Source organism: Natronohydrobacter thiooxidans, from assembly GCF_001884735.1.
GTDB lineage: Bacteria > Pseudomonadota > Alphaproteobacteria > Rhodobacterales > Rhodobacteraceae > Roseinatronobacter > Roseinatronobacter thiooxidans_A.
The window spans coordinates 510661-533396 of record NZ_MJAP01000034.1 but is presented as its reverse complement, the minus strand read 5'-3'; the positions used below and the strand labels follow the sequence as shown (position 1 = coordinate 533396).

Below are 22736 nucleotides of genomic sequence, written 5' to 3'. Positions count from 1 at the left end.
GGCTCAGCCACGCCGCCGCGCGACATGGACGGCGCATTGCGCCCGCCCGACAACCTTGCTGGCGGTCGAGCCAAGCATCAGGCTTTGCGTGCCGGGACGGTGCGACGAGATCACGATGCAATCCACCTGCTGCAGATCTGCAAAATCCAGAATCTCATGCGCCGCATCGCCCTCGGTCACGACAGATGCTGCATTCTCCAGCCCTTCGGCCAGATGCACCAGATCGGCTTCGATCGCGCTGCGCATATCCTCGCGCCAGCCATCGGGCAGGTAGCTGAGCGCGAAAACCGGCGCGGGCTCCATCACATGCAGAAGCGTGATTCGCGCGCCGGGGGCGGCAAGTTTGCGGGCGATTTTCAGCGACTGGTCCGCATCCTGCCCTTCGTGATAGCCGACGGTGATCAGAAGATGGGTATACATGGCCCCTCCTTTGCGCTTCTTTCCTTGATCAGAGCAGGAAAGCAGAGACGCGGCAAGCCCTTAGCGTGTGGGAGTCAGATTGTCGGGCAGCTTTCCGCAGCGTGTCTGCTGCACCTGACGGCAGAGTTCCGCGACATGCGGCCCATCCGTGACCCGCTCGAACCCGACCGGCGGATCACGGTGACGCCCCTGCGAACTGTCCCGCCCCCTGCCGCCCGCATAGCGCCAGCCGTCATGGAACGTATAGCGGTTGCTGAGGCGCGCGACCTGCACGGTCTGCATTCCGCGCAGATCGGCCGGAACAAGCGCGACTTCGGTGATCGGGTAGCAATCCACACCGCGATAGAGCGTGATCCCGGCAACGGTTGGCCAATGCGCGATCAGCGCGCGCCGGTCGGTCAGCGTGTACCATGTGCCCTGACGGATGACGGCCATGGCCAAGGGCCCGGATGCGCCGATCACCAGAGCGATGAGCGCGAAAACGACCAGACCACCAATCGGGCCGGATTGACCTGCAGCAAGGCTGTCCGCGACCGCAAAGATCAGGAAGCCGAGGATGAAAGCGCCAAGCAGGATCGTGCCATTCTCGCCTGCGCGCCAGGACCAGCCGGGGCGCGGGCGGCCTTGCCAGAGGATCACTTCCTCCGGGTCAAGATAGGGTCGCCAGCTTTCATCGTGCACGCTCATGCATGAACTGTGCGGCAGGGGCCTGAGTCGGGCAAGGCGCATCTGGCGCCGCGCGGGCATAAAAAAACCATCCGCCCCGTGGGGCGGATGGCCATAACCTGTTGCGAAGAGATCAGCGCTTCGAGAACTGGAAGCTGCGGCGGGCTTTCGCCTTGCCGTATTTCTTGCGCTCGACCACGCGGCTGTCGCGGGTCAGGAAGCCTGCCGCTTTCAGCGCGCCGCGCAAGGACGGATCGTAAAGCTGCAGCGCTTTCGAAATACCATGCTTCACCGCACCGGCCTGACCGGACAGACCGCCACCGACGACAGTGGCCATCACGTCGAACTGATCGACGACACCGGCCACCTGAAACGGCTGGCGCAGGATCATCTGCAGCACGGGGCGCGCGAAATAGGCATCCATTTCCTTGCCATTCACCGTGACCTTGCCGGAACCCGGCTTGATCCAGACGCGGGCAATCGCGTCCTTGCGCTTGCCGGTGGCATAGGCGCGGCCCAGCTCGTCGCGGACCGGCTCGCGGGCCGGTGCAGCTTCGGCTGCCGGGCTGACCGCGGATTTCAGATCGTCGAGGGTTTTGAGATCTTCAGCCATGCTCATGCACTCCGCGTATTTTTCTTGTTCATCGCGCGCACATCCAGCACTTCGGGCTGCTGTGCTTCATGCGGATGCTCAGTGCCCGCATAGACGCGAAGATGGGTCATCTGCTGGCGCGACAGCGGCCCGCCGGGCAGCATGCGCTTGACGGCCTGCATCACGACGCGCTCGGGGAACTTGCCCTCAAGAATCTGGCCCGTGGTGCGCGACTTGATCCCGCCGGGATAGCCGGTATGCCAGTAATTCGGCTTGGCGCGCTTGTTGCCCGTCAGCTGAACCTTGTCGGCATTGATGACGATGACATTATCGCCCATATCCATATGCGGGGTGAAGCTGGCCTTGTGCTTGCCGCGCAGGCGCATGGCGATGATCGAAGCAAGACGGCCCAGAACGATACCTTCGGCATCGATCAGGATCCATTTCTTGTCGATCTCTCCGGCTTTGAGAGAGTAGGTTTTCATGATGAGACCCTGAGACAATTGAATCTGCCCGCAAAGGAGCCCTTGCGGTCTGGCGCGGTTTCTAACCTATCTGCGGCGCAGGTCAAGCGAGAAACATCACAAAAAACTAATGCAAATCAGCACGATACGAATTAGGTATCATTTTACCCCAAGCATTTGCAACCCCAAACCTCGCCATCAGGCTCGGTTTCTCAGGCGGCGGCAGCTCCTCCGCCTCTTCCTCGGGCGGCGACCAGACGATTTCGCTGGGGTCAAACCCGCGCTGGGTCAGGGGTTTGATGACATCGAAATAGGGCGAGAGGTCGAAATCGCGCGGTGCATAGAGCGAATGATGCCGGATATGCCAGACCTCGCGGCGCGAATAGGGATTGCCCTTGGATTTGGATGTCCGGACGTCGGGCAGGATCGGATAGCCCACCGACTGAAATGCCTGCGCGATCATCGACGAACAGATCGCCTTGGTCGGATCGCCCGAGCCGAAAGCCAGCAAGCGGCGGCGAAAGCGGATCGGCACCGGCGGCGTGGGCAGCAGATAGCGCAGGAGATCGAAGATATTGCGCAGATCGTAACTATAGCCCACCCGGTCGATCATGAACCGCGCGACCTTGTGACGCTCGGATTCAGACAGGCCGTCGGCGCGGCAGATCCGCGTGTTATGCTTGGCGTATTTCGACAGCGGCACCACATTGCAGCCGCCTTGCAGCGTCACCTCGATCAGCGCGCCGCCCTCATAGCCTTCGACCATATCGCCGACATAGAGTGCGGCATGCGACCAGGTGCTTTGGGTCAGATATTTGATCGCAGTCGAGATCCGCGCGCGCCCCTCGACCAGCAGCACATCGCCAATACGCATGGCGCGGGCCAGCTTGTCGAAATCGACAGGCATATAGGGCTGGAACTCGGCGCTCTCGGCCTCCAGAAACCTGCCAAGCCATGTTCCGAACCCATGTCCCATTGCCAGGACGCCCTTCTTCAACTGCTACATTCTTAAAAGATATGCATTCAATACTGGCAAAAAAATGAACAATGCGGTCCGATGGATAAAATTGTCGTCTTAACGCAGACGCGGCGGGCGCCGGGGGTCATTGCCGGGCGCGGGCGCGGCTTCCGGTTGCGGCAGATCAAAGCGCAGGCCCAGCTTCGCGCAATCCGCTGCGCGGCCATCCTCGGCGCTCAGGAAAGTGACATCCAGCAGCGCCGCCTCAACGCCGGAAAAACTGAGCGCGCCCTGCACTGCCCGCGCCAGCGCGGCCTCGGCCCCCGGCGCGGCATCGACAAAGGCCAGCAGATGCCCGCGCGCGCCGCTCTCATGGCTGGTGCCCACCAGATAGGCCATGCGCGCCAGCCCTTCCATCCGCGCCAGGCGCTGGTCCAGCGCCAGAAGCAGCGCCTCGGGCAAGCCTTTCGGCGGATGCATCCCGGTGATGCGCGAGGTCAGCTCCTGCGGGCGCTCGGACAGGGTTTGTGCCAGCCAGTCGAGGATCTCGGGCGGCAACAGGCGCGACGAGGGCGCAACCCCCAGATTGATCCCCAGCCCGGTCCCCTTGCCCGCCAGCATCTCGACCAGCACCCGCCCCGGCATGGCGGCATAGGGCGCGGGCAGGCCGGTAAACTCGGTCAGCCGCGCTTCCAGATCAAAGGCCAGCAGGATCGGGCCATCTTCCAGCTCGAACAGTTTGGGCCGGATCTGATCGCCCTGCGGCTCTTCCTCCAGCAGCAGGAAAACCTCGCCTTCGACCAGACGGGCATAGAAACCCAGCCGCAGCGCGTGATCCTCCGGCGCAGCCTCGGATGCCATCCATGCCCGGTCCAGCGCTGTCTCTGCCATCGCGAATGCCCCCTTTGCATGGCTGATGCTGCCAGCTAAAGCGCCGGGGGGCGATTGACAAGGGACAGCACGACGATGTCAGGATCCAGGGCCCGACCTTCAGATGGAACAGATTTCCGCGCCAGCCCAAGATGCATGCGAATAAGTAAATATTTCTAAGTCGAATTGCCCCGGCTCGGGACGTTTTCCCCATTGCCAGCCCACAGGCAGACCGGGTTTCGCAGCGCCCCCGCTGCACCGGAACAGGGTTTGCGCGCCCGCCCGCGCCGCGAGGGGGCCAAGGCTTGTCACACCAGCACACCCCCACTAGGTGATCGGCAAGCACACCTCCCCTCCCGCTCAAGGAGCATTGCCATGCTGCGCAACACGGCCCTTACCCTGTCACTGATCGCCCTGCCCTCGCTCGCGCTGGCCACCCCGCAAGGCTGGAGCCCGCTCTTGGAACCCGCTGAACTCGCCGCCATCCTGGAGGCCGATCCTTCGGTGCGCGTCATCCATGTCAGCGGCGATTTCGCGGCGGGCCATATTCCGGGCGCGGCCTTCTCGCCCTATGAAAAATGGCGCGGTGGTCCGTCCAACCCCGGCGCGCTGCTGCCGGAACTGGAATATGAGCTGGAAGCCGCGCGCGTGGGCGTGGATGAGGACACGCCGGTCGTGCTGGTCCATTCCGGCGCTGACCAGACCGATATGGGCACCGCCGCCCGCGTCTACTGGACGCTGAAATCGCTGGGCGTTCAGGATCTGGCGCTGCTGAACGGCGGCTTTGCGGCCTGGCAAGAGGCGCAGCTTCCGGTCTCGACCACACCCACCGAGATCGCGGAAAGCGGCTTTATGGCCGAATGGACCGATGAATGGTATATCTCGACCTCGGAAGTTGCCGAACTCGCGGCCTCCGGTGAGGCGCGGCTCCTCGACAGCCGCCCCAAGGGCTTTTTCGAGGGCATCACCTGGTCCATCGCCCGCCCCGGCACAGTGCGCGGCGCGGAGAATCTGGAATATAGTGATTTCTTCGAAGGCACCCGCCTTGTCAGCCCCGAACGCGCCCGCGAGATTGCCGAAGCCAAGGGCCTGATCGATGCCCCGATCACCGTGTCATTCTGCAATACCGGTCATTGGGCCGCGCTGAACTGGTTTGCCCTCAGCGAATTGGCCGGGATCGAGAATACCCGCCTCTATGCCGAGTCGATGGCGGAATACTCGATTCACGGCCATGAGACCGACAATGAACCGGGCCGGATCGCCTATCTGTGGCGCTCGACGCTGCGCTGGGTCGAAGGGCTGTTCTGACACGGGCTTGCACGCGAAGCTGCGGCAGTTCATTTTCTTGCCTCAAATACTCAATAACGCCGCGCGCTTTTCCGGCGCGCGGCCTGCGTTTCACGAAAGGGCCCGCCCCATGTTCCTGCGCCGCGCCTCGGTTCTGCTGGTCGCTCTTGGCTTCACGCTGTTTGCCTTCGTCATGGCAGGCCCCCGCGCGGGGCTTCTGGTCATGGTCGGGCTGGGCTTCGGCCTTGTGCTGGAAGGGCTGCGCTTCGGCTTCGCAGGCCCCTGGCGGATGATCGTCACCGATCGCGACGGGCGCGGGCTGCTCGCGCAACTCATCGCCATCGCGCTGGTCGCCGTGGTGGCCTTCCCGCTTCTTGCAGCCAATGCCGGTGAACTGGCTCCGGCCCATGCCCCTGTGGGCATCGGCATGATCCTTGGCGCTTTTGTCTTCGGCGCGATGATGCAACTGGTAATGGGCTGCGGCTCGGGCACGCTCGTGAATGCGGGCAGCGGCAATCTGGTGGGGCTGATCGCGCTTGCGGGTTTCATCGGCGGCAGTTTCGCGGGTTCCCTGCATCTGGGCTGGTGGACCGCGCTCGGATCGCTGCCGGTCTATTCGCTGCAAGGGTTCTTCGGCGCAAATCTGGGGCTGATCGTCACCCTGGCGGGGCTGGCGCTTGTCGCCGGTCTCACCCTTGCCCGCGCCGCGCCGGGCAAGCGCATGCCGCCGCGCCGCTTGTGGATCGCAGCCGCGCTGATCGCGGCGCTGGCGCTGGCCAATCTGGTGATCGCAGGCCAGCCTTGGGGGATTGTCTATGGTCTGGGCCTCTGGGGCGCGAAAATTGCGCAGGCAGGGGGCATGGATCTGGGCGCGACCGCCTTCTGGGCCGCCGAGGGCAATGCCACGCGGCTGACCGAATCCATCCTGACCGATGTCACGTCGCTGACGAATATCGGCCTGCTGATCGGCGCTTTCGCGGTGATGCGCTGGCGCGCCGATCCCGGTGCGCAGACCCAGGCGCTGACACTGGCATCCTACGGCGCGGTGCTGGCGGCGGGGCTGATCCTGGGCTATTCGGCGCGCATGGCATTCGGCTGCAATGTCGGCGCCTTCTTCAGCGGCATCTCGACCGGCTCGCTGCATGGCTGGGTCTGGCTGCTCGCGGCTTTCGCAGGCTCCAGCTTCGGCATCCGCCTGCGGCCCGTTCTGCTGCGCCCCGCAAGCGTGAAAGGAGCCTATGCATGAGCGCGCGCCTCTCCCGTCCGATTGTCGCCCTGCTGGCGCTGGCGATGATGACCGCCATCCTCGCGCTCGATCTCGCCTCCACGGGCGCGCCCGATCTCTTCACCGCGCCCCCGGCCTTTGCGCTGGGCTCTGGCGCGGCACCGACCGGGGCGCATTGTACCGGAAGCTGAGAAAGCCTCTGGCGGGAGGCGCGCATTTCTGTTTTGCTGGTCGGGCACCCAGATACCGGAGTCCCTGCCATGCGCGCCCTTCTGATCACCCTGCCCGCCGCTCTTGCCCTCGCAGCCTGTGTCGAGGTCGATATGACCATCGAGGTTCTGGGCGAGGATGAGGCGCGCGTCACCGGATACATGCAGATGGAGCGCCAGATGTTCGACATGTCGGGCGGCGATGCCAGTTTCTGCACCGAAGAGGAAGGCGGCACGCTGACCCTGACCGACACCCATGCGCGCTGTGATTTCGACAAGACCGGCACCTATGCCGAGATCATGCCTGCCGAGGCCAGCGGCGACTCGCCCGCCGATGTTCAGGGCGAACTGACCTATCTGGGCGAAAACCGCACCCGCGCCTTGCTGCCGCTCGCCTCGATGGATGAGGGCATGGACGAGATGGGCGATGACCCGCAGATGCTGGCAATGATGCGTCAGATGTTCGCGGGCATGTCGGTCAGTTTCACCGTCAAGGGCCGCGAGATCGAAAGCTCCACCGGCACGATTTCCGAGGATGGCACTTCGGCCACGATCCGCATGGGCGTGGATGATCTGATCGCCCCGGCCGAGGACCGGATCGGCGATTTCGAGACGATCCTGCGCTTCTGACCCGCACGCCAGAACGATAAAAGCCCCGCATCGCGCGGGGCTTTTTCATGCGCGCTGCCGGGCGCTCAGTCCTGATGCGCGCGCAGATAGGCGACCAGCGCCCGCGTCGAGGGGTCCTTCTCGGACGCATCCGCCCCCGCGATCACCGGCCCCAGCGCCGTGGCCAGTTCCTTGCCCAGCTCCACCCCCCATTGATCGAAGGAATTGATGCCAAGGATCACCCCTTCGACAAAGACCCGGTGCTCATAAAGCGCGAGGATCTGCCCCAGCGTGAAGGGCGTCAGCTGCGGATAGATCAGCGTGGTCGAAGGGCGGTTGCCGGGAAACACCCGATGCCGCGCCTGCCGGTCAAGCTCGGCGCCGTCCAGCCCTTTCGCTGCCATGATCGCGCGCGCTTCCTCCAGCGAGCGGCCCCGGAGCAGCGCCTCGGATTGCGCAAGGCAATTCGCGGCCAGAAGCTGATGCTGATGCGCCAGATCGGGCTCATGCCCCTTCGCCGCCAGCAGAAATTCGCAGGGCACAACCCGCGTGCCCTGATGGATCAGCTGATAAAACGCATGCTGGCCATTGGTGCCCGGCTCGCCCCAGACCACCGGCCCGGACTGGCGCTCCAGATCGCGCCCGTCCATGGCGACGCGCTTGCCGTTGCTCTCCATCTCCAGCTGCTGCAGATAGGCGGGCAGCCGGGCAAGGCGCTGGTCATAGGGTAGCACCGCGCGGGTGGCATGGCCGCAGATCTGATTGTGCCAGATGCCCACCAGCGCCAGCAGAACCGGCAGGTTCTGCGCAAATTCCGCCGCGCAGAAATGCTGATCCATCGCCCGCGCACCCGCCAGAAATTCCTCAAACCGCGCCGCCCCCACAGCCAGCATCAGCCCCAGCCCGATCGGCCCCCAGACCGAATAGCGCCCGCCGACCCAATCGGCGAAGCCAAAGACCCGCTCGGGGGCAATGCCGAATTCGGCGGTCTTGTCGCGCGCCGTGGAGACTGCCGCGAATTGCGCCCCCGGATCGGCCACCAGCCCCGCCATCCAGTCCCGCGCGGTGCGGGCATTGGTCATTGTTTCGATGGTGGTGAAGGTCTTGGACGCAACAATCACCAGCGTGGTTTCCGGGTTCAGCCCTTTCAGCGTATCGGCGATATGCGCGCCATCCACATTCGAGACATAATGCAGCCGCGGCCCGTCATGCCAGGGCGCCAGCGCCAGCGTCGCCATGGCCGGGCCAAGGTCTGATCCGCCGATCCCGATATTGATGACATCGGTGATCGCGCCCCCCTGCCCGACAATCCGCCCGGCGCGGACATCTTCGGCGAAGGCATAGGCCCGCGCCCGCACCTCACGCAATTCCGGCATGACGTCAGTGCCATCGACCTCGATCACCGCCGCATCGCCCGCGCGCTGTGCCACATGCAGCACCGCGCGCCCCTCGGTCTCGTTGATCTTCGCGCCCGAGAACATCGCATCACGCGCTGCCGCGACGCCGCTTTCCTCGGCCAGCGCCACCAGCAACTCCCGCGCCCGCGCATCGATATTCGTCTTGGAATAATCGAGCCGCATCTCGCCTGCCGTGGCCGTGAAATCCGCCGCCCGGCCCGCATCCTCGAACAGATCCAGAATATGGCGCCCTTCACCGGCGCGCTGGTGTTTCGCAAGCTCGCTCCAGAGGCTCATCGCAAACCCTTCTTCATTTTCTTGCCAGAAATACTCAAAAGCCGGGGCGCGCAGCCCCGGCCTGCCCTACTCTGCCCAATGCACCTGTGCCTGATCCAGCACGCAGGCAATCGGGGCCTCGCGCGGATCAAGCTTCACCGCGCGCTCCAATGCTTCGCGCTTGGCCGCGCCGGTGATCAGCACATGCACCCGCAGCGCCCCCTGCAGGACCGGCGCAGTCAGGGTGATGCGCGGCTCGCCCGCCGCCTCGGCCCGCATCGCCATCAGGGGCGGCGCATCGCGGCGCAGGCCCGCCTCCAGATTATCGGCGCCCGGAAAGAGCGAAGCCGTATGCATATCCTCGCCCATCCCCAAGAGCAGCACCGAAAGCGGCAGATGCGGCGCTAGCCCCGCGCTCAAGCTCTCCAGCCCGTCCTCGGGCGTGGGCGCATCCATCCGCAGGGGCAGCAGGGTTGCCGCTTGCGCGCGCCCCACCAGCAGCCGCTCGCGCAACAGCCGCGTGTTCGAGCGCGGGCTGTCCTCGGGCACCCAGCGTTCGTCATTCAGCACGACCGCGACATTCGCCCAGTCCAGATCCGCCCCGCTGAGCGTGTCAAAGACCGGCCCCGGCGTCGTGCCACCGGGCACCGACAGCGTGGCGCGCCCCTGCGACCGCAGGCTCTGGCCCAGTTCCGAGGCGATGCGCTGCGCCAGCCGCAGCATCAGCATTTCGCGATCAGGGTATTCGTGCAACTCCATCACCGGATCTCCCGCCAGCGCCGCCCGTCCTTATGCATCAGCATCAATGCCCCTTCCGGCCCGGTCGAACCCGGATCATAGGGTTCCGGCCGGTCGCCCCGCGCCTCCCAGCCCTGAATCACCGGATCGACCCAGGCCCAGGCGGCTTCCACCTCATCGCCACGCATGAACAATGTCTGGTTGCCCCGGATCACATCCATGATCAGCCGCTCATAAGCATCGGGCATATCCAGATCATTGCCAAGTGCCTCGGCAAAGCTCATATCCAGCGCCACATCCTTCAGCCGCATCCCCCCCGGTCCCGGCTCCTTGATCATCACCCGCAGATCCATGCCCTCATCAGGTTGCAGCCGGATCACCAGCACATTCTCGCGCCATTGGTTCGATTCGCCAAAGATCGAATGCGGCGGCTCCTTGAAGGTCACGGCGATTTCCGAGACGCGCGATTTCATCCGCTTGCCGGTGCGCAGGTAGAAGGGCGTGCCCTTCCAGCGCCAGTTCGAGATATGCAGCTTCATCGCAACGAAGCTTTCGGTGCGCGAGTCGGGATTGCCCGCTTCCAGCAGGTAATCATCCCCGCCCGCGCCGCGATACTGCCCGCGGACGAAATCGCCCGGCCCCATCGGGTCCAACGCGCGGATGACCTTGAGTTTCTCGTCGCGCATCGCATCGGGCTCGAAACAATGCGGCGGCTCCATCGCGATCAGGCACAGAAGCTGCATCATGTGGTTCTGCACCATATCCCGCATCGCGCCGGAATTGTCGTAATATTCGCCGCGCCCCCCGACCCCCACAGTCTCGGCCACGGTGATCTGCACATGATCGACGAATTGCGAGTTCCACAGCGGCTCGAACAGGATATTGGCGAAACGCACCGCCATCAGGTTCTGGACCGTTTCCTTGCCCAGATAATGGTCGATCCGGTAGATCTGATCCTCGTGGAAATGCGCGGCCAGATCGGCATTGAGCGCATGTGCGGTTTTCAGATCCTTGCCGAAGGGCTTTTCCACCACGATCCGCGAGGCCCGGTCGGCGATGCCGCGATGATGCAGGCGCTGCGCGATATCGCCAAAGAGCGCGGGCGCGACCGAGAGGTAGAAGGCGCGCACCACATTCTCGCGCATCCGCGCGGCCAGATCATCCCAGCCGCCATCGCCTTTGGCGTCGACAGTCACATAGTCGATCATGGCCAGAAAGGATGCGACCACCTCGGGGGTCAGTTCCTGCGGGGCGACGAATTCTTCCAGCGCCTCACTGACCTGCGCGCGGAACTGCTCGCGCGTCATCTCGGAACGCGCAGCGCCGATGATCGCAGCACCTTCGGGGATCTGGCCCTCTTTCCAGCGCCGGTACAGCCCCGGCAGGATCTTGCGGCGGGCCAGATCGCCCGTGGCGCCGAAAATCACCAGATCGAATGTTTCAACGGGAATGACGCGTGCAACCATGATGACCTCTTCGCCTGCGCAATGTCCGGCTGACAAGCACGGCTGTTAGCGCTATCAGGTGCCGTTTACACGGCCAGCCCCACTCTGTCCAGACGTGATGCGCGTCACGCTTCGAGTTCTGTATCCCAATAGAGATAGTCCAGCCAACTGTCATGCAGGTGATTGGGCGGAAACCGGCGCCCGAGATTGCGCAATTGCTCGGATTGCGGGCGCATGGGCTGATTGCGCAGTTTCATCCCCGCCTCGCGCAGGGTCTTGGAGCCTTTCTTCAGATTGCAGGGCGCGCAGGCCGCGACGACATTTTCCCAGCTTGTCACCCCGCCCAGCTTGCGCGGCCAGACATGATCGAAGGTCAGATCCTGCTTGGCGCCGCAATACTGGCAGGAAAATTCGTCGCGCAGAAACAGGTTGAAGCGCGTGAAGGCCACCCGCTTGCGCGGTTTGACAAATTCGCGCAGCACCACCACCGAGGGTATGCGGATCTCCATGCGCTGGCTGCGCACCACATGCTCATATTCCGCCAGAATATCCACCCGGTCGAGAAACACCGCCTTGACCGCGTCCTGCCAGGGCCAGAGCGAGAGCGGGTAATAGGAGAGCGGGCGATAATCGGCATTCAGCACCAGCGCCGGAAACTGCCGCAGCGCCGCCGGATCGCGCACGAAATCAGTTCTGAAATCACCATCCACAGGTGCTGCCTCCGTTCTGGCAGCCCTTGGGGCGACATCTTGCGCGCGCCCCGCAGGGCCGAGAGCGTGCTGCGCCACAGCAACGCCATGCGCAACACTATATATGGGGCGCGAATTCTGGCAAGCATTTCGCACGCACCAGATGTCGCTGCCGCGACTTTGCGCGCAAATTGTAACGTGCTGGCGACATCTCGCGCCGATGCTGCGCGATTATCGTGTGAGTACGGGCCGCAGACGCGCCAGTTCGCTTTCGAGTTCCGCCCGGCGCAGCGGCTTGGTCAGGAAGCCCTGAAACCCCTCCTGCAGGAATTCCTTGCGCTGCCCGCTCAGCAGATCCGCCGTCAGCGCGATCACCGGCAGCGCGCCCAGTGGCGCGGGCCTCTTGCGCAGTTCGGCCAGCATCCTGCGCCCGTCCATCACCGGCATATGCATGTCCAGTATCACCAGATCCACCGGGGTTCGGTCGAGGATCTGCAAGGCTTCCTCGCCATTCTCGGCCTCGATACAGCTCGGACCCAGCGGCTGCAGCAATCCCTGAACCACCTTGCGATTGATCCGGCTGTCATCGACCACCAGAAGCGTCATCTCGGACAGCCAGCACAGATCGGCCTCACCCGCCGCCCGACGCTCTGGCTGACCATTGAGCAGGCAGATCTTCCCGGCCCGCAGCGAGAGCGTGAAACATGACCCCTGTCCGGGCTCGGAGGTGACCGAGATATCCCCGCCCATCATCCGCGCAAGGCGGCGCGACAGCGCCAGACCCAGCCCGGTGCCGCCATATTCGCGCGAGGTCGAGGCATCCGCCTGCTCGAACGGCTGAAAAAGACGCGCAAGCGTCGCCTGTTCAATGCCGATCCCGGTATCGCGCACCGCCAGCCGCAAAAGCCAGTCATCTTCCCCCTCTTCGGCGGAAAGGTGAACGCTGACACGGCCTTCGCGGGTGAATTTCACCGCATTCGAGACCAGATTGGCCACGCATTGCCGCATCCGCACCGAATCGTAGATCGCCGAATCGGGCACCGAGGGGGCGGCGGTGAAACTCAGCTCGATCCCGTTTTCCATGGCGCGCCCCCGGAACAGCTCGACCGTGCTCGCGATCACTTTCTCCAGCGGCTGGGGCCGGGGGTCCAGCGACACCTGACCGCTTTCGATCTTCGACAGATCCAGAACATCATTGATGATCGCCATCAGCAATGTGCCCGATTCGCTGATCATATGCAGCGATTCGCGTTGCGCTGGCGTCAGCTCCGAGCGTTCCAGAATCTGCGCCATGCCCAGCACCCCGTTCAGCGGCGTGCGGATTTCATGGCTCATATTCGCAAGGAACTCGGTCTTGGCACGATTTGCGATCCGGGTCTGTTCCAGCGCGCAGCGCAGATCGTCGCGAATGACCTGTACCCGCGCCACCAGCAGATAGCCGAAAATAACTGTCGGCGTGGCCACGATCACCGCGACTGCACCGGCCAGAACGAAGGACAGGACCGGCCAGTTCTCGGACGCAGACGCGCCAAACCAGCCAACCACCAGCACCCAGAGCGCCAGCGACAAGAGCGCGCTCCAGATCACGATGACAATGATCATCACCGTGTTGAAGATGGTCGGATCGCTGCGCTCCGCCATCTTTATGAAGCGCTCAAACACTGAGGGCTGTTTCGTGAGTTGTGGAGTCTGCTTGGTCATCCGGCGCTTCTGGCAAGAAATTCGACCTGTAATCACGCGGCAGTCACCATAACCGCCGCACTGGTAATACTGCTTCTGATCCCTGCGCCCCAGAATAGCCCAGGGTACCGAATACAATCTTAACGCGCGATGCGGAAGGTACTGCACCACATTTGCGTGCAGGTTTCAACTGGGCATTCGGCTCGCGCGGCTTAGCCGGGCAGCTTTTCCCGCAGAAAGGACAGCGCCAGCGACAGCCCGTCATGGGCAATGCCGTGTCCGGTGCCTTTCGAGATATGGGTATAGGTCTCAACCCCGGCCGCGACCAGCGCATCCGCCGCCTGCGACAGCGAGGAGAGCGGCACCACATCATCCTGATCGCCATGGATCAATAGCACCGGCAGCGGCGAGACCATCTCGGCCGCCAGAAGTTCCGGCACCATCAACCGGCCCGAAAACCCCACCACCCCGGCCAGCGGCGTGGCGCGGCGCAGGGCGACATGCAGGCTGATCATCGTGCCCTGCGAAAACCCCACCAGCGCCAGCCGGTCCGGGCTCAGCCCTTCCTCTGCCAGCACCTTATCCAGAAAGCCGTTCAGATCCTCTGCCGCCGCGGCAAGGACAGACAGCGCCTGTTCCTCGCTTGACCCGTCCAGCCAGGGGATCGGGAACCACTGAAAGCCGTAGGGATTGGCCACGCAGCCTTCCGGCGCATCCGGGGCAAAGAACACCGTGTCGGGCAGATGCGGCCCCAAAGGATCGGCCAGCCCCAGCAGATCCGACCCGTCCGCGCCATAGCCATGCACGAAAACAACGGCTGTTTTCGGCTTGCCCCCCGAGGCAGGCCCCCGGCGTTCGGATTTCAGCGCGCGTGTCATGTGATTCCTTCCCTGTCGGTTTCGACCCGGTAATAGGCCCACAACAGCCCCGCCGCAACGGTCCGCCAGGGCGTCCACACTTCCGACATGCGCCGCATCGGCGCCTCGCGCGGGCGCTCGGGCAGATCGAACAGACGGCGCGCGGCCTCCTGCAGCGCCAGATCGGCAGGCGCGAAAACATCGGCCCGGCCCAGGCTGAACATGGCATAAATCTCGGCTGTCCAACGGCCTATGCCGGGAACTTCAACCAGAAGCTTCACGATCTCCGCATCCGGCATCTCGCGCAGCGCGTCGAAATCAATCCCGGCTGCGGCCAGCGCCCGCGCATAGCGCATTTTCTGCATCGACAGGCCCGGCGCGCGCAGGCTGTCATCATCGGCGGCCAGCACGGCCTCGGGTGTGGTCAGCCCGGCCGCTTCCATCCGGCCCCAGATCGCGCGCGCGGCATGGGTGCTGACCTGCTGGCTGACGATCGCCGACAGAAGATGCGCAAACCCGTCGGGCCTGCGCCGCAAGGGGGGCGTGCCGGTCAGGCGCAGCGCATGGGCAAAGCGCGGCTCGGACCTGGCCAGCCATGCCGCGCCCTCTTCCATACAGGCCTCGGAGATCAGGATACGCCCCACCATCAGCGCCGCGCCAATTTGCTGAACATGCGTAATACCTCTTTCCCCTGTCCGCATTCGGGTCTAATCCTGCGCCTATGAGTGATGCTTTCGTAACCCCCGATGACACCCGCGCCAAGCGCAATGTGATGGTGCTTGTGGCCGCACAGGCGGTTGTGGGGGCGCAGCTTCCGATCCTCTTCATCATCGGCGGCCTGAGCGGGCAGATGCTGGCCGCGAATCCCTGCTGGGCGACCCTGCCGATTTCGATGATCGTGCTGGGCTCGATGGTGGCGGCCACGCCGCTCTCAAGCTTCATGCAGGCTTACGGGCGGCGCGCGGGCTTCTGGCTGGCCTGCGGCGCGGGCGCGGTGGGGGCGGCAATCTCGGCCTATGGGCTGATGCTGGGCTCGTTCACCCTGTTCCTGCTCGGATCCTTCATCACCGGTGCCTATATGTCGGCGAATGGCTTTTACCGCTTTGCCGCCACAGATATGGCCAGCCCAGAATTCCGCCCCAAGGCCATCTCCTATGTCATGGCGGGCGGGCTTCTCTCGGCGGTGTTCGGTCCGCAACTGGTATCCTTCACCACCGATGCCATGCCGATCCCGTTTCTGGCCACCTATCTGACCGTGATCGGACTGAATATCGGCGGCATGGCGCTGCTCAGCGCACTGGATATCCCCACGCCCCCCAGGCCCGACAGCACGACGGATGCAGGCCGGACGCGGCGCGAGTTGCTGAGCGTGCCGGTCATCGCCGTCGCCGTCATCTGCGGGACCGTGGCCTATGCGCTGATGAATCTGGTGATGACCTCGACCCCGCTTGCGGTCGTGGGCTGCGGGTTCAACACTTCGGATGCGGCCAATATCGTCTCGGCGCATGTTCTGGCGATGTATGCGCCCTCGTTCTTCACCGGCCATCTGATCGCGCGCTTCGGTTCGCGCGCCATTGTCGGCACCGGTCTGGTGATCCTCGCCGCCGCGGGCGCTGTGGCCATGACCGGGGTGGCGCTGGAGCAATTCTATATCGCGCTCATCCTTCTGGGCATCGGCTGGAATTTCGGCTTCATCGGCGCGACCACCATGCTGACCGCCGCGCATAAGCCCGAAGAGCGCGGGCGCGTGCAGGGCATGAATGACATGATCGTCTTTGGTGGCGTCTTCGTGGCCTCGCTCAGTTCCGGCACGCTGATGAATTGCGCGGGCGGCGATGCGCAGACCGGCTGGACGCTGGTGAATATGGCGATGCTGCCCTTCCTCGTGCTGGCAGGCAGCGCCCTGATCTGGCTTGCCTTTCGCCCGCGCGAGGCATGACGCCCTCTTGATCCCACTGCCCGGCCATGCTCTGCTTGCCCCCAAAGGGGAGGCAAGAGATGCACCAGTTCAAGACAAGCAAGGATCTGCGCGCGCTTGAGGCGGAAATGCCCTATTCGGCGCGCGACCTGCCGGTAACGGTCTATCAGGCGCTGGAACGGGTGGCGGCGCGGCATGGCGCGCGCCCGGCGATCAGCTTCCAGATGTTCTCTTCCCCCGGTGCGAAAGCCCAGACACTGAGCTGGGCCGAGTTGAAAAACCGCGTGACACAGGCGGCCAATCTGTTCCGCAGCCTCGGGCTGGGTGCCGAGGACACTGTGGCCTATGTCCTGCCCACGCTGAATGAAACCGCGATCACGCTTCTGGGCGGGATGACAGCGGCGCGGGTGGCGCCGATCAACCCGCTGCTGGAGCCCGAGAAGATCGCAGCGCTCCTGCGCGAGACCCGCGCGCGGGTGGTGGTGACATTACGCGCCTTTCCCAAGACCGATGTGGCTCAGAAGGTCGCGCAGGCTGTAGCGCTGGCCCCGGATGTCGAGACGGTTCTGGAAGTGGATATGCTGCCCCATCTCAGCCCGCCCAAAAGCTGGATCGTCCCCTTTATCCGGCCCAAATTCACCCCCCGCCACCGCGCCCGCGTGCTCGATTTCGCCCGCGAACTGGCCCTGCAGCCTGCCGACCGGCTGACCTTTGATCCGCCGCAGGAAGACCGGATCGCGGCCTATTTCCACACTGGCGGCACCACGGGCATGCCCAAACTCGCCCAGCACCGCTATGGCGGCATGATCTATAATGGCTGGCTTGGCGCTGAACTGCTGTTCACCGAAAAGGACGTGCTCCTGTGCCCGCTGCCGCTGTTTCACGTCTTTGCCGCCTATCCGATCCTGATGTGCTGCATCATGTCCGGCGCGCATGTGGTCTTTCCCACCCCGCAGGGCTATCGCGGCGAGGGGGTGTTCGACAATTTCTGGAAGCTGATCGAGCGCTGGGGCGTCACATTCATGATCACTGTGCCCACGGCGCTGGCGGCACTGATGCAGCGCAAGGTCGATGCCGATATCGCCAGTCTGCGCACCGGCATTTCCGGCTCGGCGGCGCTGCCGCGCGAGCTTTACCGGCGGTTCGAGGCCGCGACCGGGGTGCAGATCGCCGAAGGCTACGGGCTGACCGAAGCCACCTGCCTTGTCTCCTGCAACCCGGTGGACGGGGCGAAGAAGATCGGCTCGGTGGGCTTTGCCCTGCCCTATACCGAGGTGAAAATCCTGCGCGCCGCCAATGGCAGTTTCACTGAATGCGCCACCGATGAGGTGGGCGAAATCTGCATCCGCAATCCCGGTGTCACAGCGCCCACCTATACTGATGACGCCAAGAACCACGACCTCTACACTCCGGACGGTTTTCTGCGCACGGGCGATCTGGGGCGGCTCGACGCTGACGGCTATCTCTGGATCACCGGGCGGCAGAAGGATCTGATCATCCGGGGCGGGCATAATATCGACCCCGCCGAGATCGAAGAGGCGCTGCTCTCGCACCCGGAAGTCAGTTTCGCAGGCGCCATCGGCCAGCCCGATGCGGTGGCGGGTGAATTGCCCTGCGCCTATGTCGAACTGGTCGCGGATGCCAGCGTCACGCCCGAGGCGCTGCTGGAACATGTCACCCCGCGCATTTCCGAACGCGCCGCCCTGCCCAAACATATCGAGGTGCTGCCGGAACTGCCCAAGACCGCCGTGGGCAAGGTGTTCAAACCCGATCTGCGCCGCCTTGCGATCCGCCGGGTGCTTGATGCCGCGCTGAAAGCCGAGGGGCTGGACGCGCATATCCGCGACGTGACCGAAGAGCCGAAACTGGGGCTTACGGCGCATATAGCCCTGGGCGCGCAGGCCGACCGCGCCAAACTCGCGGCGCTGCTCGACCAGTTCACGACGCCATGGCAGGCAGAGTGAGTCTTTTCTGTCGCAACTGACCGGCGTTGAAAGTGCATGATTCTGTCCGTCCTTGACAGGAGATTCTCAAAAGCGGATCTCTGCAGGAAAACATAAAAACTGAGGCAGACATGATCAGATTTCACGCAGTCGCGCTTGGCGCTTGTGCGTCGCTTCTTCTGGCGGCATGTGGCGGCGGCTCCGGCAGCACGCCCGCCCCGGCTGCCCCGCCAAACGCATTGACCCAGGCCAGCGGTGGCGATCAGGTCAGCCGGGCGCAGGTGGCGCGGCACGAAAACGGCTTCATCGTCCAGATCGAGGATGGACCGCTGCGCGACACGACCGTGCTCTGTCGCGACATGCAGGGCCAGAACTGCACCGTGCTGGGCGATCCGTCCAGCGTGAACGGCAAAGCCACAGTTCTTTCGCAGCTTCAGGGGCAATATGCCTATGCCTCGAATATCAGCATCGGCGCGGCACAGGGCCGGGATTTCACGCAATTGCTGCATGCTCCGTCCATGTCCGGCGGCGCTGAAAATGTGCGGCTGCCACAGGGGGTTACAAGCTATAGCGGCGATTTTCGCGCCGGGGCCTCGCTGGAGCGCACCGGGGAATCGGGCATGATCGGCGGCACGGTCCTGCTTGATCTGAACTTCGACACCGCGCGGCTGAACGCCACCTTCCATGGCGGCTTCCCGGATGACGGCTCGCCGGTCACGGCGCAGATCATCGGGGCCACGATTGATCCGGCCAGCAACAGGATCATTGCGACCGATACGACCCGGATCAGCTTTGAGGGGGTGAATGGCGGCGGTATGCTGGACGGCGCCTTCTACGGCCCCAATGCCGAAGAGGCGGCGGGCATCTTCGCCGTCGGCGCGACCAATCTGGGCGGCATGAGCGGGATTTTCCTGACCTGCAAGGGCGTCACGGCGGATTGCATCCACCCCTGATCCGCACGCGCCTGCCCGGATATGCACGGGGTTTCTCAAGGGGGGATTATCCCCCCTTCAGGCACGGTTTGTCAGGGTTGCGCCAATACCGCGCGCTCAGGCGCGCACGGTCCCGTCGCCCGTCACCAGATATTTGAAACTGGTCAGTTGCTCGGCCCCCACCGGCCCGCGCGCATGCATCTTGCCGGTGGCAATGCCGATTTCCGCCCCCAGCCCGAATTCGCCACCATCGGCAAACTGGGTCGAGGCATTATGCATCAGGATCGCACTGTCGAGCCCGGCAAAGAAGCGCTGCACCACGCCCGCATCCTCGGCGATCACCGATTCCGTATGCTGCGAGCCATAGCGGCGGATATGCGCCATCGCGCCCGCGACATCCTCGACCACAGCGGCGGCGATGATCATGTCGAGATATTCGCGGCCGAAATCCTCGGGCGCGGCAGGCACGACACCGGGCAGATGCTGCAAGCCTTCACCTGCGCGCACCTCAACCCCTTCGGCCACCAGATCGGCGATGATCTGCGCGCCCAGCCCGTCCACGATACCCCTGTGGATCAGCAGACATTCCGCCGCGCCGCAAATCCCCGTGCGCCGGGTCTTGGCGTTCAGCACCACACGCCGCGCTTTCTCCGGGTCTGCCGAGGCATCGACATAGATATGGCAGATCCCCTCCAGATGGGCGAAAACCGGCACCCGCGCCTCGCACTGCACCAGACCCACCAGCCCCTTGCCGCCGCGCGGCACGATCACATCAATATGCGCGACCATGCGCAGCATATCCGACACCGCCGCGCGATCCGTGGTCTGCACAAGCTGGATCGCATCCTCGGGCAGCCCCGCCGCTTTCAGCCCCGTCACGAGGGCCGCATGGATCGCGCGCGAGGAATGAAAGCTCTCCGACCCGCCCCGCAGGATCACCGCATTGCCCGCTTTCAGGCACAGCGCGCCCGCATCCGCCGTGACATTGGGGCGCGATTCATAGATCACCCCCACCACACCCAAAGGCGTGCGCACGCGCTGGATATGCAGCCCCGTGGGCCGGTCCCATTCGCTGATCACCGCGCCCACCGGATCGGGCTGACCCGCCACCACGCGCAGCGCCTCCGCCACGCCCTGCAGGCGGGCCTCATCCAGCAGCAGCCGGTCCAGCATCGCGCCCGACAGGCCTTTCTCGCGCGCAGCTTCCAGATCGCGGGCATTGGCGGCAAGGATCTCCGCGCGCGCGGCCAGCAGCGCCTCTGCGGCGGCCTCCAGCGCGCGGGTCTTGGCTTCTGGCGTTGCCGTGGCCAGAATCTGTGCGGCGGCGCGGGCGCGCGCGCCCATCTCCAGCATGTCTTGGCTGATCTCGGTCATAATGCCATCTCGTCCCTGTGAATAAGCGCCACGCGCCCCGGATAGTTCAGTATCTGTGCGATCTCGCGCGACTGGTGGCCCGCAATCGCGCGGGCGTCAACACTGTCATAGCCCGCCAGCCCCACGCCCAGAGCGCCCAGGGGCCCCATGATCGTCACCGCATCGCCGCGCGAGAATACCCCCTCGACCCGCGTCACGCCCGCAGGCAAGAGCGATTTGCCCTGCCCCAGCGCGCGCATCGCGCCCGCATCGACATGCACCACGCCCTTGGGCTTCATCGCCGCGATCCAGCGCTTGCGCGCCGAGCGCGGATCGCCCTGCGCCACAAACAGCGTCGCGCGCGCGCCATTCTGCAGCCCGCGCAGCGGGTGCAGCCCCGCGCCTGCGGTGATGATCATCGCACAGCCGCCGGTAACGGCGGTTTTCGCGGCCATGACCTTGGTCTTCATCCCCCCTTTCGACAGCGCCGAAGTGGGTTCCCCCGCCATCGCCTCGATCTCGGGGGTGATGGTCTCGACCAGTTCGAAATGCCGCGCCTCCGGGTCGGTCTGCGGATTGTCGGTATAAAGCCCGTCCACATCCGACAGAAGCACCAGCAGATCCGCGCCAATCGTCACCGCCACCTGCGCGCCCAGCCGGTCATTGTCGCCATAGCGAATTTCATCCGTGGCGATGGTGTCATTCTCATTGACAATCGGCACCACGCCCAAGCCCAGCAGCGTCGCAAGCGTCGCACGGCTGTTCAGATAGCGGCGGCGGTCATGGGTGTCCTCCAGCGTCAGCAGAACCTGCCCGGTCATGATCCCATGCGGGGCCAGCACTTCCTCATAGGCGCGCGCCAGCCGGATCTGCCCGACCGAGGCTGCAGCCTGGCTTTGCTCCAGCGCCAAAGGGCCCGCGGGCAGTTTCAGCGCGCCCCGTCCCAAGGCGATAGAACCAGAGGACACCAGCACCACATCCGCGCCGCCCGCGCGCAATTCGGCCACATCCGCCGCCAGCGCGCGCAGCCATTCGGCGCGCAGCGCGCCCTGCTCGACCAGAAGTGCCGAGCCGATCTTGACCACCACCCGCCGCGCGCCCGCAAGCGCTGCGGCAGCGCTCAGGGCTGCCATATCTCGTCATCCTCGTCTTTGGGCCTAGCCTTGTCGATCCGCGCCATCAGCGCGCGTAACACATCCTGCATCCCTTCGCCCGAGACCGCAGAAATCATATGCACCGCCCGCCCGCAAACCGCTTCCAGCGCGGCTTTCTTCTCGGCGCGTTCCTCGTCATCCAGCGCGTCGATCTTGTTCAGTGCAATGATGCGCGGCTTCATCGCCACATCATGCGAATAGGCGTCCAGCTCATGGTCGATGATGCGCCAGTCCTCGGCCACATCCTCGGATGTGCCATCGACAAGCTGCAACAGCACCGCGCAGCGCTCGACATGGCCAAGGAACTGATCGCCCAAGCCGCGGCCCTCGCTCGCCCCCTCGATCAGGCCGGGAATATCGGCCATGACAAATTCGCGCCCATCCACGCCCACAACCCCCAGATTGGGGTGCAGCGTGGTAAATGGGTAATCCGCGATCTTGGGCCGCGCATTCGAGGTCGCGGCCAGAAAGGTCGATTTGCCCGCATTGGGCAGGCCCGCAAGCCCCGCATCCGCGATCAGCTTCAGCCGCAGCCAGATCGTGCGCTCAACCCCTTCCTGCCCCGGATTGGCGCGGCGCGGGGCCTGATTGGTGGCGGATTTGAACTGCAGATTGCCCCAGCCGCCATTGCCGCCCTTGGCCAGCAGCACTTTCTGGCCCACTTCGGTCAGATCGGCAATGACGGTTTCCTGATCCTCGTCAAGGATCTCGGTCCCCACCGGCACGCGCAGCGTGACCGAGGCGCCATCCTTGCCGGTGCGCCCCTTGCCCATGCCGGGCTGGCCGGAATTGGCGAAGAAATGCTGCTGAAAGCGGAAATCAATCAGCGTGTTCAGCCCGTCCACGACCTCGGCCCAGACATCGCCGCCCCGGCCGCCATCGCCGCCATCGGGGCCGCCATATTCAATGAATTTCTCGCGCCGGAAGGATACGCAGCCGCCCCCGCCCCCGCCCGAGCGGATATGGACCTTGGCCAGATCGAGGAATTTCATCGCAGCGCACTCCGTGATTTCAGGCGCAAGCCTTTAACGCAGGATCAATGCAAACGAAAGCC

General features: G+C 64.5%; 23 protein-coding genes. 7 read left to right on the top strand and 16 right to left on the bottom strand.

The genetic code is table 11. The features are described from left to right. Positions 1 to 3 precede the first annotated feature (3 nt). The 6 genes from BG457_RS17240 to BG457_RS17215 form a co-directional block, all read right to left on the bottom strand. Entirely contained in the window at positions 4 to 420 is a 417-nt protein-coding gene (locus BG457_RS17240) for a universal stress protein (RefSeq protein ID WP_071798866.1), read from the bottom strand. Between the two features lie 60 nt (positions 421 to 480). Then, positions 481 to 1107, bottom strand: coding sequence for a hypothetical protein (locus tag BG457_RS17235; RefSeq protein WP_071798864.1), 627 nt, complete (start codon positions 1105 to 1107; stop codon positions 481 to 483). Between the two features lie 112 nt (positions 1108 to 1219). Then, positions 1220 to 1699 carry a 30S ribosomal protein S9 gene (gene rpsI, locus BG457_RS17230; protein WP_071799280.1) on the bottom strand — a complete coding sequence of 160 codons (480 nt, stop codon included), beginning with the start codon at positions 1697 to 1699 and terminating at the stop codon, positions 1220 to 1222. A gap of 2 nt (positions 1700 to 1701) precedes the next feature. Beyond that, positions 1702 to 2163: a 50S ribosomal protein L13 gene (gene rplM / locus BG457_RS17225; RefSeq protein WP_071798862.1), complete on the bottom strand. Its 462-nt coding sequence runs from the start codon at positions 2161 to 2163 to the stop codon at positions 1702 to 1704. Between the two features lie 106 nt (positions 2164 to 2269). After that, complete coding sequence (locus BG457_RS17220; protein ID WP_245771030.1) at positions 2270 to 3139, bottom strand: YiiX/YebB-like N1pC/P60 family cysteine hydrolase; 870 nt, start codon at positions 3137 to 3139, stop codon at positions 2270 to 2272. A gap of 78 nt (positions 3140 to 3217) precedes the next feature. Then, positions 3218 to 3991 carry an SseB family protein gene (locus tag BG457_RS17215; RefSeq protein WP_071798858.1) on the bottom strand — a complete coding sequence of 258 codons (774 nt, stop codon included), beginning with the start codon at positions 3989 to 3991 and terminating at the stop codon, positions 3218 to 3220. Positions 3992 to 4345: 354 nt separating this feature from the next. Between BG457_RS17215 and BG457_RS17210 the strand changes: the two genes are divergently transcribed. From BG457_RS17210 to BG457_RS17200, 4 genes are all read left to right on the top strand, one after another. Next, positions 4346 to 5278, top strand: a complete 933-nt coding sequence (locus tag BG457_RS17210; RefSeq protein WP_071798856.1) for a sulfurtransferase — start codon at positions 4346 to 4348, stop codon at positions 5276 to 5278. Positions 5279 to 5387: 109 nt separating this feature from the next. Then, the gene (locus tag BG457_RS17205) at positions 5388 to 6503 is read left to right on the top strand and encodes a YeeE/YedE family protein (protein ID WP_071798854.1); all 1116 of its coding nucleotides are present in this window, start codon (positions 5388 to 5390) and stop codon (positions 6501 to 6503) included. After that, positions 6500 to 6673 carry a hypothetical protein gene (locus tag BG457_RS20345; RefSeq protein WP_175546821.1) on the top strand — a complete coding sequence of 58 codons (174 nt, stop codon included), beginning with the start codon at positions 6500 to 6502 and terminating at the stop codon, positions 6671 to 6673. Before BG457_RS17205 ends, BG457_RS20345 begins: the two co-directional genes overlap by 4 nt. Before the next feature lie 69 nt (positions 6674 to 6742). After that, positions 6743 to 7321 carry a hypothetical protein gene (locus BG457_RS17200; protein ID WP_071798851.1) on the top strand — a complete coding sequence of 193 codons (579 nt, stop codon included), beginning with the start codon at positions 6743 to 6745 and terminating at the stop codon, positions 7319 to 7321. A 65-nt stretch (positions 7322 to 7386) separates the two neighbouring features. On the opposite strand, the gene pgi is transcribed toward BG457_RS17200, so the two are convergent. The 7 genes from pgi to BG457_RS17165 form a co-directional block, all read right to left on the bottom strand. Further along, complete coding sequence (gene pgi / locus BG457_RS17195; protein ID WP_071798849.1) at positions 7387 to 8994, bottom strand: glucose-6-phosphate isomerase; 1608 nt, start codon at positions 8992 to 8994, stop codon at positions 7387 to 7389. Between the two features lie 66 nt (positions 8995 to 9060). After that, positions 9061 to 9732 (bottom strand): 6-phosphogluconolactonase, encoded by a 672-nt coding sequence (gene pgl / locus BG457_RS17190; RefSeq protein WP_071798847.1) that lies wholly within the window; start codon positions 9730 to 9732, stop codon positions 9061 to 9063. Further along, positions 9732 to 11177: a glucose-6-phosphate dehydrogenase gene (zwf, locus tag BG457_RS17185; RefSeq protein ID WP_071798845.1), complete on the bottom strand. Its 1446-nt coding sequence runs from the start codon at positions 11175 to 11177 to the stop codon at positions 9732 to 9734. Before zwf ends, pgl begins: the two co-directional genes overlap by 1 nt. A gap of 104 nt (positions 11178 to 11281) precedes the next feature. After that, positions 11282 to 11866, bottom strand: a complete 585-nt coding sequence (locus tag BG457_RS17180) for an HNH endonuclease (RefSeq protein ID WP_071798843.1) — start codon at positions 11864 to 11866, stop codon at positions 11282 to 11284. Positions 11867 to 12076: 210 nt separating this feature from the next. After that, the gene (locus BG457_RS17175) at positions 12077 to 13546 is read right to left on the bottom strand and encodes an ATP-binding protein (RefSeq protein ID WP_071798840.1); all 1470 of its coding nucleotides are present in this window, start codon (positions 13544 to 13546) and stop codon (positions 12077 to 12079) included. A 191-nt stretch (positions 13547 to 13737) separates the two neighbouring features. Then, positions 13738 to 14403, bottom strand: coding sequence for an alpha/beta hydrolase (locus BG457_RS17170; protein ID WP_071798839.1), 666 nt, complete (start codon positions 14401 to 14403; stop codon positions 13738 to 13740). After that, a complete protein-coding gene (locus BG457_RS17165) occupies positions 14400 to 15083 on the bottom strand; it encodes a DNA-3-methyladenine glycosylase family protein (RefSeq protein ID WP_245771029.1) in 684 nt (227 codons plus the stop codon). Before BG457_RS17165 ends, BG457_RS17170 begins: the two co-directional genes overlap by 4 nt. Positions 15084 to 15103: 20 nt before the next feature. Here BG457_RS17165 and BG457_RS17160 point away from each other — a divergent pair, with 20 nt between their 5' ends. From BG457_RS17160 to BG457_RS17150, 3 genes are all read left to right on the top strand, one after another. Then, entirely contained in the window at positions 15104 to 16321 is a 1218-nt protein-coding gene (locus BG457_RS17160) for an MFS transporter (RefSeq protein ID WP_071798837.1), read from the top strand. Positions 16322 to 16380: 59 nt separating this feature from the next. Next, positions 16381 to 18264: an acyl-CoA synthetase gene (locus BG457_RS17155; protein WP_071798835.1), complete on the top strand. Its 1884-nt coding sequence runs from the start codon at positions 16381 to 16383 to the stop codon at positions 18262 to 18264. Between the two features lie 110 nt (positions 18265 to 18374). Next, on the top strand, positions 18375 to 19196 hold the full coding sequence (locus BG457_RS17150) for a transferrin-binding protein-like solute binding protein (protein ID WP_071798833.1): 822 nt from the start codon (positions 18375 to 18377) through the stop codon (positions 19194 to 19196). A gap of 96 nt (positions 19197 to 19292) precedes the next feature. Here the strand turns inward: BG457_RS17150 and BG457_RS17145 are convergent, their stop codons facing one another. The 3 genes from BG457_RS17145 to obgE are packed head-to-tail and all read right to left on the bottom strand — an operon-like array spanning position 19293 to position 22674. Continuing rightward, on the bottom strand, positions 19293 to 20549 hold the full coding sequence (locus tag BG457_RS17145) for a glutamate-5-semialdehyde dehydrogenase (protein ID WP_071798830.1): 1257 nt from the start codon (positions 20547 to 20549) through the stop codon (positions 19293 to 19295). After that, entirely contained in the window at positions 20546 to 21661 is a 1116-nt protein-coding gene (proB, locus tag BG457_RS17140; RefSeq protein ID WP_071798828.1) for a glutamate 5-kinase, read from the bottom strand. The genes BG457_RS17145 and proB overlap by 4 nt, the downstream gene beginning before the upstream one ends. Next, complete coding sequence (gene obgE / locus BG457_RS17135) at positions 21649 to 22674, bottom strand: GTPase ObgE (protein ID WP_071798827.1); 1026 nt, start codon at positions 22672 to 22674, stop codon at positions 21649 to 21651. Before obgE ends, proB begins: the two co-directional genes overlap by 13 nt. Positions 22675 to 22736 lie beyond the last annotated feature (62 nt).